Here is a 14955-nt window from a genome sequence, read left to right on the forward strand (position 1 = left end):
TCTTATCGATACCTTTTTTGTTTACACTTTTTTATAAAAAGGTTATGATGTTAAAGTATGGAGGTGTGATATGAGCAAACTATTTTTCTTTGATATAGATGGAACGCTTATTGAATGTAGTAAAGGTATTTACAGCATTCCCCAAAAAGTTCGAGAAGCTATGGATAGTCTAAAAAGACAAGGACACGCTGTTTTTTTGGCTACTGGGAGATGTAAGTGTTTTATTGTAGATGGTGTCATGGATTATCCGTTTAGTGGATATGTGACTTGTAATGGTGCTTATGTAGAATATGAAAATAAAGAAATATATAAAAGTATCGTATCAAAAGAAGCAATTATAAAGACTCATGAGTTTTGTTTAGAAAGAAATTTAGCTTATTATTTTGAGGGTAATGATTATATTTATGTTTTGAATAAAGATAACCGTAAACATATAGAGTTTAAAAATAATTGGGGAATGAAAGATAAGGTTATTATTGATTCTTTTGATGTTAATGAAATAGAAACTTATATTGGTATGATTGTTTTGAATTCTGATCAAGATATAGAACCAATGAAAAACGTATTATCGCCTTATTTTCATATCCAGCAGCACCAAAGTGGCTTATCGTTTGATTTAACCTTGAAAGGTGAATCTAAAGCCAAAGGGATTGAGAAATTGATTAATGGTTTAGGTAAAACAATGAAAGATACAATTGCATTTGGTGATGGACGTAATGATATAGAAATGTTAAGGTGTGTAAATTTGGGTATTGCAATGGGAAATGCAGCTATGGAAACAAAAAAAGTTGCTGATTTTATCACTGATAATGTTGAGAATGATGGAATTGTGAAAGCACTTAAACATTTTTCTTTTCTTTAATCTTTATAGTTGAAATTATAAAGGTGATTTGATAAAATAAATATACAGAGTAATTCTGAATTTGTTTGTTAAAGGAGAAATTGAAAATGGATGAACAAGAACAAGTAGTTATCAACCTTATTGTAAACAGTGGTAGTGCTCGTAGCTCAGCAATTGAAGCTATTCAATACGCTAAAGCTGGTGATTTAGATAAGGCTGATGAATCATTACAAAACGCAAAAGAAACTGTAAATGAAGCGCATCATGCACAAACTGAATTAATTCAGGCTGAAATTAGAGGAGAAAAAGCTCCATTAAACTTATTAATGGTACATGCTCAAGATCACTTAATGACTGCATTAGTTGTTATTGATTTAGCACAAGAATTTATTGATCTTTATAAAAAAATCAAATAATTAAAAGGTTAGTGATTCAAGCAAAACCCCAATGACGGAGGATTAACTCAGTTAATGGGGTTTTATTTTTGAATTTCTGAGTAAATATTTACAAAATAACAAATAAAAAAACATTGATAAAATCAATAAAAAATAGAATCTTTAAAAAAAGAGGGATAAAAAAACGAAAAAAAATGAAAAAAAGACTTGCAAAGGTAAGGGATAGATGGTATTATAGATGAGCACTCGAGAGAGAGGGCGACAGGGACATTGAAAACTGAACAGTAAACACGTCAATAAAGATAGGAAAAAAGAAAGAGTCAAGAAGACATGAAATTGTCTGAAGATAGAAAAGGACAATGGAGAGTTTGATCCTGGCTCAGGATGAACGCTGGCGGCGTGCCTAATACATGCAAGTCGGACGCAATGCTTCGGCATTGAGTGGCGAACGGGTGAGTAAGACATAAGCAACCTGCCCCTGTGAGGGGGATAACTGCTGGAAACGGCAGCTAAGACCGCATAGGCATAGAGGACGCATGTCGACTATGTTAAATATCCCACGGGATAGCACAGGGATGGGCTTATGACGCATTAGCCAGCTGGTGAGGTAACGGCTCACCAGGGCGACGATGCGTAGCCGGCCTGAGAGGGTGGACGGCCACACTGGGACTGAGACACGGCCCAGACTCCTACGGGAGGCAGCAGTAGGGAATTTTCGGCAATGGGCGAAAGCCTGACCGAGCAACGCCGCGTGAAGGAAGAAGTCATTCGTGATGTAAACTTCTGTTATGAAGGAAGAACGGCAGATGGAGGGAATGCCATGTGCGTGACGGTACTTCATGAGGAAGCCACGGCTAACTACGTGCCAGCAGCCGCGGTAATACGTAGGTGGCGAGCGTTATCCGGAATCATTGGGCGTAAAGAGGAGCAGGCGGCAGTGCAGGTCTGCGGTGAAAGACCGGAGCTAAACTTCGGTAAGCCGTGGAAACCGCACAGCTAGAGAGCATCAGAGGATCGCGGAATTCCATGTGTAGCGGTGAAATGCGTAGATATATGGAGGAACACCAGTGGCGAAGGCGGCGGTCTGGGGTGCAGCTGACGCTCAGTCCCGAAAGCGTGGGGAGCAAATAGGATTAGATACCCTAGTAGTCCACGCCGTAAACGATGAGTGCTAAGTGTTGGGGGTCAGACCTCAGTGCTGGAGTTAACGCAATAAGCACTCCGCCTGAGTAGTACGTTCGCAAGAATGAAACTCAAAGGAATTGACGGGGGCCCGCACAAGCGGTGGAGCATGTGGTTTAATTCGAAGCAACGCGAAGAACCTTACCAGGTCTTGACATGGAGATAAAGGCCCTGGAGACAGGGAGATAGATATATCTCACACAGGTGGTGCATGGTTGTCGTCAGCTCGTGTCGTGAGATGTTGGGTTAAGTCCCGCAACGAGCGCAACCCCTGTTGCCAGTTGCCAGCATTAGGTTGGGGACTCTGGCGAGACTGCCTCTGCAAGGAGGAGGAAGGCGGGGATGACGTCAAATCATCATGCCCCTTATGACCTGGGCTACACACGTGCTACAATGGACGGATCAGAGGGAGGCGAAGCCGCGAGGTGGAGCGAAACCCAGAAACCCGTTCACAGTTCGGACTGCAGTCTGCAACTCGACTGCACGAAGCTGGAATCGCTAGTAATCGCGAATCAGCATGTCGCGGTGAATACGTTCTCGGGCCTTGTACACACCGCCCGTCACACCATGAGAGTTGGTAACACCCGAAGCCGGTGGCCCAACCGCAAGGAGGGAGCTGTCTAAGGTGGGACTGATGATTGGGGTGAAGTCGTAACAAGGTATCCCTACGGGAACGTGGGGATGGATCACCTCCTTTCTAGGGAGAAGAGAAGATGTGGATACTGTTTGGTTTTGAGTGTATCTGGAAAGATGCATTCAAGGCAGGAACATTGAAAACTGAACAGCAAACTTTCTACAAGAAAGCGAAGAAACGAAAGATGAAAGAGATCAGGAAGAAGGTCGAAATCATCTAGTTGCAAACTAAGAAAGCACGAAAAGAGAACACTTTAGGTTAAGCGAAGAAGAGCGTATGGCGGATGCCTGGCCACCAGGAGGCGAAGAAGGACGCAGCAAACGGCGAAACGCGACGGCGAGCAGTAAGCATGCAAGGACCCGTCGATGTCCGAATGGGGGAACCCGTCATCCAAGAGGATGACATCGATGAAGAATCGAGGCGATACGCAGGGAACTGAAACATCTCAGTACCTGCAGGAAAGGAAAGTAAGAACGATTCCGTAAGTAGTGGCGAGCGAAAGCGGAGGAGCCCAAACCATCTCAGGATGGGGTTATAGGGGTGCCGATAAAGCCTATCTGACATGACAGGAGAAGCGCAGGGGAAGGCGCAGCGAAGAGGGTGAAACTCCCGTATCCGAAGTCGTGGAGGAAGGCGAGGCAGGCCCTGAGTACGTCGGGACACGAGGAATCCTGACGGAAGGATCGAGGACCATCTCGAAAGGCTAAATACTCCCTGGTGAGCGATAGTGGACCAGTACCGTGAGGGAAAGGTGAAAAGAACCCCGGGAGGGGAGTGAAAGAGAACCTGAAACCATATGCTTACAAGAAGTCAGAGCCCGTTAATGGGTGATGGCGTGCCTTTTGTAGAATGAGCCGGCGAGTTATGATGTGGAGCGAGGTTAAGCAGGGGATGCGGAGCCGAAGCGAAAGCGAGTCTGAAGAGGGCGAAAGTTGCATGTCATAGACCCGAAACCGGGTGATTTAGCCATGATCAGGTTGAAGTCGGGGTAAGACCCGATGGAGGACCGAACCGACCCCGTTGAAACGTTGGCGGATGAATTGTGGCTAGGGGTGAAATTCCAAACGAACCCGGAGATAGCTGGTTCTCCCCGAAATAGCTTTAGGGCTAGCGTCGTCAGGAAGTCGCATGAAGGTAGAGCACTGAATATGTGATGGCCTCATCTCGAGGTACTGAGCATAATCAAACTCCGAATGTCATGAAGACATGGACGGCAGTCAGACCATGGGTGATAAGGTCCATGGTCAAGAGGGAAACAGCCCAGACCATCAGCTAAGGTCCCCAAATACATGCTAAGTGGAAAAGGATGTGGAGATGTACAGACAACCAGGAGGTTGGCTCAGAAGCAGCCATCCTTGAAAGAGTGCGTAACAGCTCACTGGTCGAATGACTCTGCGCCGAAAATTTACCGGGGCTAAGCATGATACCGAAGCTATGGATTTACGATGTAAATGGTAGGGGAGCGTTCCAGACAGCGAAGAAGCGATACCGTAAGGAGTCGTGGAGCGTGTGGAAGAGAGAATGCCGGTGTGAGTAGCGGCACGTGGGTGAGAATCCCACGCACCGGAGACCCAAGGATTCCAGAGGAAGGTTCGTCCGCTCTGGGTAAGTCGGGACCTAAGGCGAGGCCGAAAGGCGTAGTCGATGGACAACGGGTGGAGAATCCCGTACCGGAGTGCAGGCGAGGGAGTGACGGAGAAGGCTAGGACAACCAGCTGACGGAATAGCTGGAGCAAGCGAGGTAGGGGTCATCCAGGCAAATCCGGATGGCGCAACCCGAAGGCGTGACGCGGATGGAACATTGCGATAAGTACAGAAGAGTCTGAAGCCAGCTTCCAAGAAAAGCTTCTAGCATAACTGCATTCTGCCCGTACCGAAAATGGACACACATGGGTAAGGAGAGAATCCTAAGGTGAGCGAGAGAACTATAGCTAAGGAACTCTGCAAAATGACTCCGTAACTTAGGGAGAAGGAGTGCTCAGTGGAAGCTGAGCCGCAGTGAAACGGCCCAAGCGACTGTTTACCAAAAACACAGCTCTCTGCGAAGACGCAAGTCGAAGTATAGGGGGTGACGCCTGCCCGGTGCTGGAAGGTTAAGGGGAGTGGTCAGCGCAAGCGAAGCCATGAACCGAAGCCCCAGTAAACGGCGGCCGTAACTATAACGGTCCTAAGGTAGCGAAATTCCTTGTCAGGTAAGTTCTGACCCGCACGAAAGGCGTAACGATTTGGGCGCTGTCTCGGCTGTAGACTCGGTGAAGTCTTAGTACCTGTGAAGATGCAGGTTACCCGCGACTAGACGGGAAGACCCCATGGAGCTTTACTGTAGCCTGATATTGGACTCTGATGCATGATGTACAGGATAGGTAGGAGGCTGAGATACGGATACGCCAGTATTCGAGGAGCCGACGTTGGGATACTACCCTTGATGCATTGGAGTTCTAACCGGGCCTCATGGAACTGAGGACGGGACAGTGTCAGGTGGGCAGTTTGACTGGGGCGGTCGCCTCCCAAAGAGTAACGGAGGCGCCCAAAGATACCCTCAGCATGGATGGAAACCATGCGCAGAGTGCAAAGGCAGAAGGGTGTTTGACTGCGAGACAGACGAGTCGAGCAGGGACGAAAGTCGGGCTTAGTGATCCGGCGGCACCGCATGGAAGGGCCGTCGCTCAACGGATAAAAGCTACCCTGGGGATAACAGGCTGATCTCCCCCAAGAGTTCACATCGACGGGGAGGTTTGGCACCTCGATGTCGGCTCATCGCATCCTGGAGCTGAAGTCGGTTCCAAGGGTTGGGCTGTTCGCCCATTAAAGCGGTACGCGAGCTGGGTTCAGAACGTCGTGAGACAGTTCGGTCCCTATCTGTCGTGGGCGCAGGAAGTTTGAGGAGAGCTGCCCTCAGTACGAGAGGACCGGGGTGGACGGACCGATGGTGCACCAGTTGTCACGCCAGTGGCACAGCTGGGTAGCCAAGTCCGGAAGGGATAAACGCTGAAGGCATCTAAGCGTGAAGCCCCTCCAAGATGAGACTTCCCATTCTTCGGAAGGAAGGTCCCTCCAAGACGAGGAGGTAGATAGGTCATGGGTGCAAGCATGGCGACATGCTGAGCTGAATGATACTAATAGACCGAGAGCTTAGCCATAAGAAGTGGGAGGAAGGAAGCTGTTCAGTTTTGAGCGTTCGTGCTCAGATGATCTGGTGGCGAAGGCATGATGGACACACCTGTAACCATGCCGAACACAGAAGTTAAGCATCATAGCGGCGAAGATAGTGGGCAACTGCGACAATAGCACGCTGCCAGTTCACATGACGGTCCAGTCTTCTTCTGGTTCCGTCCTTTTTTTATTCTTTCATCATGATTTCCTTAAGATGGAGTTATTTAAAATCATTTCATTTTTCCTGGCATATTAGATATGCTTTTTTGATTCCCTGTGAATTTCTTTATTTCATAGGGAGTTTTTTGCAATTTAATGTAAATTTATATTAAACCGCTTCCTACATTCATTTTAATAAAACCCATTTATTAAAAACTGTGGTGATTTAGAAATGACTTCATTATTTTCTAATATTTTGAACATCTTATTACGTTGATCAATAGTGGTATGTTTATTTTCTAGAGATATTTTCATTCATATCATTAACCTATAAAATGACGAACAGATATTCAATAGTATATAACAATAAAATTCCTAATATTAAATCCCACTTTATTTTTTTAAGCAGAATTTACTTTTACAATTAACCCCACTAAAAAAAGATTTCAAAAGATATAAAAAATGCTTGATTTAAAAGGAAAAATAGTGTAAAATGCATTTGTTGTGAATGCGAAGAAGTGCGAGGTTGCTGAAACGCTGAAAGCCGTTGTCATGAGCGGAGGACGTATTCAGGGAATTCGCATCGAGCAGCCAATAAATTGGCAAGAAGGAGGAATAATTCATGGCAAACAACAAAATTAGAATTCGTTTGAAATCATTTGATCACAAAATCTTGGATACTTCTGCTGAAAAAATTGTTTCAGCTGCTAAGAAGTCAGGGGCTCAAGTTGTAGGTCCTGTACCTCTACCAACTGAAAAAGAAGTTTATACAATTTTAAGAGCAGTTCACAAGTATAAAGATTCTCGTGAACAATTTGAAATCAGAACTCACAAACGTCTAATTGACATTGTGAATCCAACACCAGAAACAGTTGATGTATTAACTCGTTTAGAATTACCAAGTGGTGTGGATATTGAAATTAAATTATAAGGAAAGGTAAAGGTGTAACTCATGAAAGGAATCTTAGGTCGTAAGATTGGAATGACTCAAGTGTTCACTACTGATGGAAAATTAATCCCAGTAACAGTTGTAGAAGCAACACCAAATGTTGTTTTACAAAAGAAAACAGTTGCTACTGATGGATATGATGCTATCCAAGTTGGTTTTGAAGACAAGAGAGAAAAATTAGCAACTAAACCACACATGGGACATGTTGCAAAAGCTAAAACAGCTCCTAAGCGCTTCATTAAAGAATTTCGTTTTGACGAAATGATGAGTTATGAAGTTGGTCAAGAAATAAAGGTTGATAGCTTTGTAGCTGGTGAAGTGGTTGATGTAACTGGAACTAGCAAAGGTAAAGGTTATCAAGGTGTTATAAAAAGACATGGACAACAAAGAGGTCCAATGGGGCATGGTTCAGGTGCTCATAGAATCGTAGGTTCAATGGGACCAATCGCTCCAAATAGAATCGCTCCAGGTAAGAAATTACCAGGACATATGGGTAACGTAACAAGAACAGTTCAAAACTTGGAAATTGTTGCTGTTGATGTAGAAAACAATGTATTGTTAATTAGCGGATCAATTCCAGGTCCTAAAAAAGGTTTGGTTGTTGTAAAATCAGCAATCAAAGGAAATGGAAAAGTGAATCCTGCTAAAGATTTAGTTGTATATGAAACTGAAAGCCCAGTAGTAGAAGAAACTACTGATGCAGTGGAAACTGCTGAATAATGAAGCGAAAGGAGGAAAACTAATGTTAAAAGTTGCAGTATATAATCAAGAAGGACAAAAAGTAAAAGATACAGAATTAAATGAATCTGTATTTGGTATTGAACCAAACAACCAAGCAATCTTTGATATGGTCTTACTACAAAGAGCTTCATGGAGACAAGGGACTCATAAAGTGAAAAACCGTACTGAAGTTAAAGGTGGAGGAAAGAAACCTTGGCGTCAAAAAGGTACAGGTAGAGCAAGACAAGGATCTATCCGTGCTCCACAATGGAGAGGTGGAGGAGTTGTATTTGGGCCTACACCAGATAGAAACTATAAATTAAAAATGAATAAAAAAGTAAGACGTTTAGCACTTAAATCAGCTTTAAGTCAAAAAGTGATTGATAGTGAATTAACAGTATTAGATAACATCGCTATGGAAGCACCAAAGACAAAAGCAATGGTTAAAGTGTTAGAAAACTTAGAAGCAAATAGAAAAACATTAATCGTTATGGATGAAGTTGATGAAAACGTAGCTTTATCAGCAAGAAATATTCCTGGTGTTAAAGTTATTAATTCAAAAGGTCTTAACGTTTATGATATTGTAGATAGCACTAAGCTAGTTATGACTGAAGGAGCTATCAAAGCTGTTGAGGAGGTATTGGCATAATGGCACATATAACTGATGTATTAAAGAAACCAGTACTTACTGAAAAATCTTTATTGTTACAACAAAACGAAAACAAATATACATTTGATGTTGATGTAAACACAAATAAAACTGAAGTAAAAGTTGCAGTTGAAAAAATGTTTGACGTTAAAGTTGAAAAAGTAAACATTATGAATGTGAAACCTAAAACAAAAAGAATGGGTAGATACGTTGGTAAAACAAAAAGAAGAAAGAAAGCTATTGTAAAATTAAAAGAAGGATATTCAATCGATTTATTCGGTGAAGAATAATCCGATATACTATTGGAATGTACTCCATTCCAGATAAGAAAAATAAGGAGGAAAACAGATGCCTATTAAAGTATATAAGCCTACAACAAATGGTCGTCGTAATATGACTTCTTTAACTTATGAAGAAATTACTACTAATAAGCCTGAGAAATCATTGACTGTTCGTTTATCAAAAACTGGTGGGCGTAATAATCAAGGTGTAATCACTACTCGCCATCACGGTGGTGGACATAAACGTTTATATCGTATTATTGATTTTAAACGTAATAAAGATGATATTGTTGGTAAAGTTGCAACAATTGAATATGATCCAAATAGATCTGCAAATATTGCATTAATTCACTATGTAGATGGTGAAAAAAGATATATTTTAGCTCCTAAAGGATTAGAAGTTGGAATGAAAATTGTTTCTGGAGAAAATGCTGATATTATTGTTGGTAATAGTTTACCAATGGGAAATATGCCTGAAGGTACAGTTATCCACAATATTGAAATGCATCCAGGAAAAGGTGGACAAATCGCTAGATCTGCAGGTGTTTCTGCTCAAATCTTAGGTAAAGAAGGAAAATATGTAACTGTAAGATTAGCTTCTGGTGAAGTAAGAAAATTCTTAGCAGTTTGTAGAGCAACAGTTGGTGTTGTTGGAAATGAAGATCATGGATTAGTTAACATTGGTAAAGCAGGACGTAACAGATGGAAAGGTATTAGACCTACAGTTCGTGGTTCTGTTATGAACCCTAATGATCACCCTCATGGTGGTGGTGAAGGTAGAACTTCAATCGGTCGTAAAGCACCAATGACTCCATGGGGTAAAAAAGCACTTGGTGTTAAAACAAGAAATACAAAGAAAGCTTCAAATAAATTAATCGTACGTCGTCGTAACGGTAAATAAGAAGGAGGGTTATAGAATATGGCAAGAAGTTTGAAAAAAGGTCCATTCGTGGATGAACACTTAATGAAAAAAGTTGAAGCATTAAATGCTGCAAACAAAAAAGAAGTCATTAAAACATGGTCAAGACGTTCTACAATCTTCCCACAATTTATTGAACATACGTTCGCAGTTTATAACGGAAGAGAACACATCCCAGTATATGTTACTGAAGATATGGTTGGACATAAATTAGGAGAATTTGCTCCTACAAGAACTTATCATGGTCATGATGCTGATGATAAAAAATCTGGTAAATAGAAAGAGAGGAGAAAATAAACATGGAAGCAAGAGCTCAAGCTAAAATGATTCGTGTTTCACCTCAAAAAGCAAGATTAGTTGTTGACTTGGTAAGAGGGAAGCAAGTAAAAGAAGCACTTGGAATTTTAGAATTCGTTAATAAAAGTGCAACTCCTGCAATCATTAAAGTCGTTAAATCTGCTGCACAAAACGCTGTATTCAATGAAGGTGCAGAAGAAGATAAATTATACATCAAAGAAATTTATGTAGACGAAGGTCCTACATTAAAAAGATTCCGTGCAAGAGCAAAAGGAAGCGGAACTCAAATTTTAAAAAGAACAAGCCACATCACTTGTGTGGTTGCTGAAAGATAGGAGGGCAAAGTATGGGTCAAAAAGTAAGTCCAGTAGGATTACGTGTTGGCGTTAACCGTAATTGGAATTCAAGATGGTACGCTAATGATAAAGACTTTGCTTCATTATTACACGAAGATATCAAAATTCGTGAATTCTTATATGCAAAGTTAAAAGGCGCTTATGTCGCTAATATTGAAATTGAAAGATCTAAAAATCGTGTAAGCATCTATGTTCATACATCTCGTCCAGGTGTTGTTATTGGAAAAGATGGTGAAGCTGTTGATGCATTAAGAAAAGAAGTTGCAAAAATGGTTAACGGTAAACAAGTGTTTATCAATATCGTTGAAATTAAAAATCCAGATGTTGTTGCTCAACTTGTAGCAAACAAGATTGCTGAACAATTAGAAAACCGTGCTTCATTTAGAACAGTTCAAAAAAGAGCTATTCAAGCTGCTATGAGAGCTGGTGCTAAAGGAATCAAAACAGCTGTTTCAGGACGTTTAGGTGGTGCTGATATGGCAAGAACTGAAGGTTATTCTGAAGGTGTTGTACCTCTTCATACATTAAGAGCTGACATTGATTATGCGACTGCTGAAGCTGACACAACTTATGGAAAATTAGGAGTAAAAGTTTGGATTTGTAAGGGAGAAATTCTTCCTGCAAAGAAGAAAGGGGATAAATAATCATGTTGATGCCTAAGAGAACTAAATATAGAAGACCTCATAGAATCAAATATGAAGGTAAAGCTAAAGGTGGAACTCAAGTTTCTTTTGGTGAATATGGATTACAAGCTCAAGAAGGTGCTTGGATTACTTCAAGACAAATCGAAGCAGCTCGTATTGCTATGAACCGTTATATGAAACGTGGTGGGCAAGTTTGGATTAGAATCTTCCCTCATTTAGCTAAAACAAAGAAACCTCTTGAAGTCCGTATGGGTTCAGGTAAAGGTGCTCCAGAAGAATGGGTAGCAGTTGTAAAAACAGGTCGCGTTATGTTCGAAGTTGCTGGTGTAGAAGAAGAAGTTGCAAGAGAAGCATTAAGACTTGCATCTCACAAATTACCAGTGAAATGTAAGATTATTGGAAGAGGTGAGTAATTGTGACAGTTCAAGATATTAGAAATACAGAAACTCAAGAATTACTTAACAAAGTAGAAGAGTACAAAAAAGAATTATTTGGATTAAGATTCCAACAGGCAACAGGACAATTAGAAAATACTGCTCGTATTAGAACAGTTAGAAAAAATATCGCAAGAATTAAAACAATTATTAGAGAAAGAGAATTAAACAAATAGAAGGAGTAGACTATGGAAAGAAATAATCGTAAGGTTTACACTGGAACAGTTGTTTCTACAAAAATGGATAAAACAATTACTGTTTTAGTTGAAACTCATGTTAAACACAAAAAATACGGAAAACGTGTTAAATCTTCTAAAAAGTTTAAGGCTCATGATGAAGAAAACATTGCTAGAGATGGAGACGTTGTAAAAATCATGGCAACTCGTCCATTATCAGCAACTAAACGTTTCCGTTTAGTAGAAGTTGTAAAAAAAGCAGAAATTATTTAATGAATAGAATCTGAAAGGAGGTCACTTGAATGATCCAAAATGAAAGCAGATTAAAAGTTGCTGACAATACAGGAGCAAAAGAAGTACTAGTAATTAGAAACCTTGGTGGTTCAAATAGAAAATTTAGTAACATCGGTGATATAGTCGTAGCGACAGTGAAACAAGCGACTCCAGGTGGTACAGTTAAAAAAGGTGAAGTTGTAAAAGCTGTTATCGTAAGAACAAAATATGGTGTTAACCGTGAAAATGGTTCATATATTAAATTTGATGATAATGCTTGTGTTATTATCAAAGATGATAATTCACCTAGAGGAACTCGTATCTTTGGACCGGTAGCAAGAGAGTTAAGAGATGCTGATTTTATGAAAATCGTATCATTAGCTCCTGAGGTATTATAGGAGGAAACGAGAAGATGAAATTACGTGTAGGTGATACAGTTCAAGTTATCGCTGGTAGCGATAAAGGGAAAACTGGAGAAATTATTCAAATTCTAAGAAAAGAAGATAGAGTGATTGTTGAAGCTGTGAACATGGTAACAAAACACATTAAACCTTCACAAGCAGATCCAGAAGGTGGTATTGTAACAAGAGAAGCACCTATTCATGTTTCTAATGTTGCATATTATGATTCAAAAGCAAAACAAGCTGTTAAAATTGGTTATGCTTTTGATGAAGATGGTAAAAAATACCGTATTAATAAAAAAACAGGTAAAGCCTTAGATAAAACTACAAAGAAGAAAAAGTAATCGGAAGGAGGTTAAATAATGAACCGACTAAAGGAACGTTATGAAAATGAAATCGTTAAGTCATTAATGACTAAATTTAACTATAGTTCTGTAATGCAAGTTCCAGCTATGGAAAAAATCGTTATCAACATTGGTGTTGGTGATGCAGTTAGCAACTCTAAATTATTAGATGAAGCTGTTGAAGAATTAACTTTAATTTCAGGACAAAAACCAGTGATTACTAGAGCTAAAAAATCAATTGCTGGATTTAAATTACGTGAAGGAATGCCAATTGGTTGTAAAGTTACTTTACGTGGAGAAAGAATGTATGAATTCTTAGATAAATTAATTAGTATTTCTTTACCTCGTGTAAGAGATTTTAGAGGTGTACCAAAGAATTCTTTTGATGGGAGAGGAAATTATACTTTAGGTGTTAAAGAACAATTAATTTTCCCAGAAATCAATTTTGATAAAGTAAACAAAATCAGAGGAATGGATATTGTATTCGTAACAACTGCTAAAACTGATGAAGAAGGTCATGAATTATTAGCACAATTAGGAATGCCATTCCATAAATAAGGAGGACTTAATTAATGGCTAAAACATCAATGAAAGTTAAACAACAACGTCCTCAAAAATACAAAGTTCGTGAATATACAAGATGCGAACGTTGTGGACGTCCACATGCAGTAATTAGAAAATTTAAATTATGCCGTATTTGCTTCAGAGAATTAGCTTACAAAGGTGAAATTCCTGGTGTTAAAAAAGCAAGTTGGTAATCAAATCATCCAAATGGAAGGAGGACATTTCAAATGACAGATCCAATTGCAGATATGTTAACAAGAATTCGTAATGCGAATCAACAACGTCATGAAGAAGTTATGATTCCTGCATCAAAATTAAAAGTGCAATTAGCTGAAATTTTGAAAAACGAAGGATTTATTAAAGGATATAAAGTTGAGGGTGAAGGTGTCATTAAAAACATTGTCATCACTTTAAAATATAAAGGAAATGATAGAGTCATCACTGGATTAAAGAGAGTATCTAAACCAGGACTTCGTCAGTACGCTAAAGTAAATGAAATTCCTAAAGTATTAAATGGTTTAGGAATCGTTGTATTATCTACTTCTCAAGGATTAATGACTGATAAAGAAGCAAGAGCTAAACAAATCGGTGGAGAAGTATTAGCATATATCTGGTAATAAAATAAGAAAACAGGAGGTGTAACTGATGTCTCGTGTAGGTAATAAGATTATCAATGTACCTGAAGGTGTAAAAGTTGAAATCGCTGATGATAATACTGTTACAGTTACAGGTGCAAAAGGGACTTTAGTCAGACAATTTTCTCCATTAATTAATATTAATATGGATGAAAATGTTATTACAGTAAGCAGAACAAGTGAACAAAAACATGTAAAACAATTACACGGAACAACAAGAGCATTACTTGCTAATATGATCGAAGGTGTACACAACGGTTATAAAAAAGAGCTTGAAGTTGTTGGTATTGGATACCGTGCTCAAATGCAAGGTAATAAATTAGTATTAAATGTTGGATTTTCTCATCCAGTAGAAGTTGAAGGTGAAGAAGGAGTTAAAATTGAAACTCCATCTCAGACATCAATTATTGTATCAGGAATCTCTAAAGAAAGAGTTGGAGAAATTGCAGCAAGAATTAGAGCTGTGAAAAAACCTGAACCTTACAAAGGAAAAGGTATTAAATACGTTGATGAAAGAATTATTAGAAAAGAAGGTAAAACTGCTGGTAAGAAGTAGTTGATGAAATAAGGAAGGAGCTAAAATCATGGCTAAATCTATGTCAAGAAACGATTTACGTAAAAAACGTCATGCGAGAGTTCGTAGAAAAATCAGTGGAACTCCTGAATGTCCTCGTTTAAATGTATTCCGTTCAAGCTCTCATATCCACGCACAAATTATTGATGATGTTAATGGTGTAACATTAGTTGCAGCATCATCAGTAGATATGAAATTAGCAAACGGTGGAAATATTGAAGCTGCAACTCAAGTTGGTACTGAAATTGCAAAGAGAGCTATTGCCAAAAATATTGAAAATGTAGTATTTGATCGTGGTGGATATATTTATCATGGTCGTGTGAAAGCACTAGCTGAAGCTGCTAGAGAAGCTGGATTAAAATTCTAATAGGAGGT

20 protein-coding genes, 3 rRNA genes and 1 pseudogene are annotated in these 14955 nt (G+C 39.8%); all 24 read left to right on the plus strand.

Annotated elements, in window-relative coordinates:
- The first annotated feature begins 70 nt into the window (after positions 1-70).
- The 24 genes and pseudogenes from KEC48_RS14355 (at position 71) to rplR (ending at position 14947) form a co-directional block, all read left to right on the plus strand.
- On the plus strand, positions 71-862 hold the full coding sequence (locus KEC48_RS14355) for a Cof-type HAD-IIB family hydrolase (protein ID WP_211963187.1): 792 nt from the start codon (positions 71-73) through the stop codon (positions 860-862).
- Between the two features lie 86 nt (positions 863-948).
- Positions 949-1257, plus strand: coding sequence for a PTS lactose/cellobiose transporter subunit IIA (locus tag KEC48_RS14360; protein WP_087244283.1), 309 nt, complete (start codon positions 949-951; stop codon positions 1255-1257).
- 335 nt (positions 1258-1592) lie between these two features.
- Positions 1593-3115 (plus strand): 16S ribosomal RNA (locus tag KEC48_RS14365).
- Between the two features lie 16 nt (positions 3116-3131).
- A complete protein-coding gene (locus KEC48_RS14370; protein WP_211962230.1) occupies positions 3132-3272 on the plus strand; it encodes a hypothetical protein in 141 nt (46 codons plus the stop codon).
- Positions 3273-3308: 36 nt separating this feature from the next.
- A 23S ribosomal RNA gene (locus KEC48_RS14375) occupies positions 3309-6192 on the plus strand.
- A gap of 52 nt (positions 6193-6244) precedes the next feature.
- Positions 6245-6353: ribosomal RNA gene (rrf, locus tag KEC48_RS14380) — 5S ribosomal RNA — on the plus strand.
- The 16S, 23S and 5S rRNA genes sit together here, the layout of an rRNA operon.
- Before the next feature lie 633 nt (positions 6354-6986).
- A complete protein-coding gene (rpsJ, locus tag KEC48_RS14385) occupies positions 6987-7295 on the plus strand; it encodes a 30S ribosomal protein S10 (RefSeq protein ID WP_087245344.1) in 309 nt (102 codons plus the stop codon).
- 21 nt (positions 7296-7316) lie between these two features.
- Positions 7317-7934: pseudogene (gene rplC, locus KEC48_RS14390) on the plus strand (50S ribosomal protein L3); the annotation flags it as partial.
- A gap of 121 nt (positions 7935-8055) precedes the next feature.
- Positions 8056-8682 carry a 50S ribosomal protein L4 gene (gene rplD, locus KEC48_RS14395; RefSeq protein ID WP_087357956.1) on the plus strand — a complete coding sequence of 209 codons (627 nt, stop codon included), beginning with the start codon at positions 8056-8058 and terminating at the stop codon, positions 8680-8682.
- Complete coding sequence (rplW, locus tag KEC48_RS14400; protein WP_087357957.1) at positions 8682-8972, plus strand: 50S ribosomal protein L23; 291 nt, start codon at positions 8682-8684, stop codon at positions 8970-8972. The genes rplD and rplW overlap by 1 nt, the downstream gene beginning before the upstream one ends.
- 58 nt (positions 8973-9030) lie before the next feature.
- On the plus strand, positions 9031-9864 hold the full coding sequence (rplB, locus tag KEC48_RS14405; protein WP_087357958.1) for a 50S ribosomal protein L2: 834 nt from the start codon (positions 9031-9033) through the stop codon (positions 9862-9864).
- 18 nt (positions 9865-9882) lie between these two features.
- Positions 9883-10161 (plus strand): 30S ribosomal protein S19, encoded by a 279-nt coding sequence (gene rpsS / locus KEC48_RS14410; protein ID WP_087245354.1) that lies wholly within the window; start codon positions 9883-9885, stop codon positions 10159-10161.
- A gap of 20 nt (positions 10162-10181) precedes the next feature.
- On the plus strand, positions 10182-10514 hold the full coding sequence (gene rplV, locus KEC48_RS14415; RefSeq protein ID WP_087245356.1) for a 50S ribosomal protein L22: 333 nt from the start codon (positions 10182-10184) through the stop codon (positions 10512-10514).
- An 11-nt stretch (positions 10515-10525) separates the two neighbouring features.
- Positions 10526-11179, plus strand: coding sequence for a 30S ribosomal protein S3 (rpsC, locus tag KEC48_RS14420; protein ID WP_087245358.1), 654 nt, complete (start codon positions 10526-10528; stop codon positions 11177-11179).
- 2 nt (positions 11180-11181) lie between these two features.
- Complete coding sequence (rplP, locus tag KEC48_RS14425) at positions 11182-11592, plus strand: 50S ribosomal protein L16 (protein ID WP_087245360.1); 411 nt, start codon at positions 11182-11184, stop codon at positions 11590-11592.
- 2 nt (positions 11593-11594) lie between these two features.
- Positions 11595-11789 (plus strand): 50S ribosomal protein L29, encoded by a 195-nt coding sequence (gene rpmC, locus KEC48_RS14430; RefSeq protein ID WP_087245362.1) that lies wholly within the window; start codon positions 11595-11597, stop codon positions 11787-11789.
- A gap of 12 nt (positions 11790-11801) precedes the next feature.
- Positions 11802-12062, plus strand: a complete 261-nt coding sequence (gene rpsQ / locus KEC48_RS14435; RefSeq protein WP_087357959.1) for a 30S ribosomal protein S17 — start codon at positions 11802-11804, stop codon at positions 12060-12062.
- Positions 12063-12091: 29 nt separating this feature from the next.
- Entirely contained in the window at positions 12092-12460 is a 369-nt protein-coding gene (rplN, locus tag KEC48_RS14440; protein ID WP_087357960.1) for a 50S ribosomal protein L14, read from the plus strand.
- A gap of 14 nt (positions 12461-12474) precedes the next feature.
- Complete coding sequence (gene rplX, locus KEC48_RS14445; protein ID WP_211963192.1) at positions 12475-12807, plus strand: 50S ribosomal protein L24; 333 nt, start codon at positions 12475-12477, stop codon at positions 12805-12807.
- A gap of 15 nt (positions 12808-12822) precedes the next feature.
- Positions 12823-13365: a 50S ribosomal protein L5 gene (rplE, locus tag KEC48_RS14450; RefSeq protein WP_239386244.1), complete on the plus strand. Its 543-nt coding sequence runs from the start codon at positions 12823-12825 to the stop codon at positions 13363-13365.
- Between the two features lie 14 nt (positions 13366-13379).
- Positions 13380-13565: a type Z 30S ribosomal protein S14 gene (locus KEC48_RS14455; protein ID WP_066447586.1), complete on the plus strand. Its 186-nt coding sequence runs from the start codon at positions 13380-13382 to the stop codon at positions 13563-13565.
- Positions 13566-13598: 33 nt separating this feature from the next.
- Positions 13599-13988: a 30S ribosomal protein S8 gene (gene rpsH, locus KEC48_RS14460; protein ID WP_087357962.1), complete on the plus strand. Its 390-nt coding sequence runs from the start codon at positions 13599-13601 to the stop codon at positions 13986-13988.
- A gap of 28 nt (positions 13989-14016) precedes the next feature.
- Positions 14017-14562, plus strand: a complete 546-nt coding sequence (gene rplF / locus KEC48_RS14465) for a 50S ribosomal protein L6 (RefSeq protein ID WP_087357963.1) — start codon at positions 14017-14019, stop codon at positions 14560-14562.
- 28 nt (positions 14563-14590) lie between these two features.
- Positions 14591-14947: a 50S ribosomal protein L18 gene (gene rplR / locus KEC48_RS14470; protein ID WP_087357964.1), complete on the plus strand. Its 357-nt coding sequence runs from the start codon at positions 14591-14593 to the stop codon at positions 14945-14947.
- Positions 14948-14955 lie beyond the last annotated feature (8 nt).

It is taken from the genome of Clostridium sp. C1 (assembly GCF_018223625.1).
GTDB lineage: Bacteria > Bacillota_I > Bacilli_A > Erysipelotrichales > Coprobacillaceae > Allocoprobacillus.

Coding starts and splice junctions, on each gene's coding strand:
- rpsS (WP_087245354.1), top strand. CDS start 9,883: ATGGCAAGAAGTTTGAAAAAAGGTCCATTCGTGGATGAACACTTAATG.
- rpsC (WP_087245358.1), top strand. CDS start 10,526: ATGGGTCAAAAAGTAAGTCCAGTAGGATTACGTGTTGGCGTTAACCGT.
- KEC48_RS14355 (WP_211963187.1), top strand. CDS start 71: ATGAGCAAACTATTTTTCTTTGATATAGATGGAACGCTTATTGAATGT.
- rpsQ (WP_087357959.1), top strand. CDS start 11,802: ATGGAAAGAAATAATCGTAAGGTTTACACTGGAACAGTTGTTTCTACA.
- rplD (WP_087357956.1), top strand. CDS start 8,056: ATGTTAAAAGTTGCAGTATATAATCAAGAAGGACAAAAAGTAAAAGAT.
- KEC48_RS14370 (WP_211962230.1), top strand. CDS start 3,132: ATGTGGATACTGTTTGGTTTTGAGTGTATCTGGAAAGATGCATTCAAG.
- rplN (WP_087357960.1), top strand. CDS start 12,092: ATGATCCAAAATGAAAGCAGATTAAAAGTTGCTGACAATACAGGAGCA.
- rplV (WP_087245356.1), top strand. CDS start 10,182: ATGGAAGCAAGAGCTCAAGCTAAAATGATTCGTGTTTCACCTCAAAAA.
- rplF (WP_087357963.1), top strand. CDS start 14,017: ATGTCTCGTGTAGGTAATAAGATTATCAATGTACCTGAAGGTGTAAAA.
- rplW (WP_087357957.1), top strand. CDS start 8,682: ATGGCACATATAACTGATGTATTAAAGAAACCAGTACTTACTGAAAAA.
- rplP (WP_087245360.1), top strand. CDS start 11,182: ATGTTGATGCCTAAGAGAACTAAATATAGAAGACCTCATAGAATCAAA.
- rplR (WP_087357964.1), top strand. CDS start 14,591: ATGGCTAAATCTATGTCAAGAAACGATTTACGTAAAAAACGTCATGCG.
- rplX (WP_211963192.1), top strand. CDS start 12,475: ATGAAATTACGTGTAGGTGATACAGTTCAAGTTATCGCTGGTAGCGAT.
- rplB (WP_087357958.1), top strand. CDS start 9,031: ATGCCTATTAAAGTATATAAGCCTACAACAAATGGTCGTCGTAATATG.
- rpsJ (WP_087245344.1), top strand. CDS start 6,987: ATGGCAAACAACAAAATTAGAATTCGTTTGAAATCATTTGATCACAAA.
- KEC48_RS14360 (WP_087244283.1), top strand. CDS start 949: ATGGATGAACAAGAACAAGTAGTTATCAACCTTATTGTAAACAGTGGT.
- KEC48_RS14455 (WP_066447586.1), top strand. CDS start 13,380: ATGGCTAAAACATCAATGAAAGTTAAACAACAACGTCCTCAAAAATAC.
- rpsH (WP_087357962.1), top strand. CDS start 13,599: ATGACAGATCCAATTGCAGATATGTTAACAAGAATTCGTAATGCGAAT.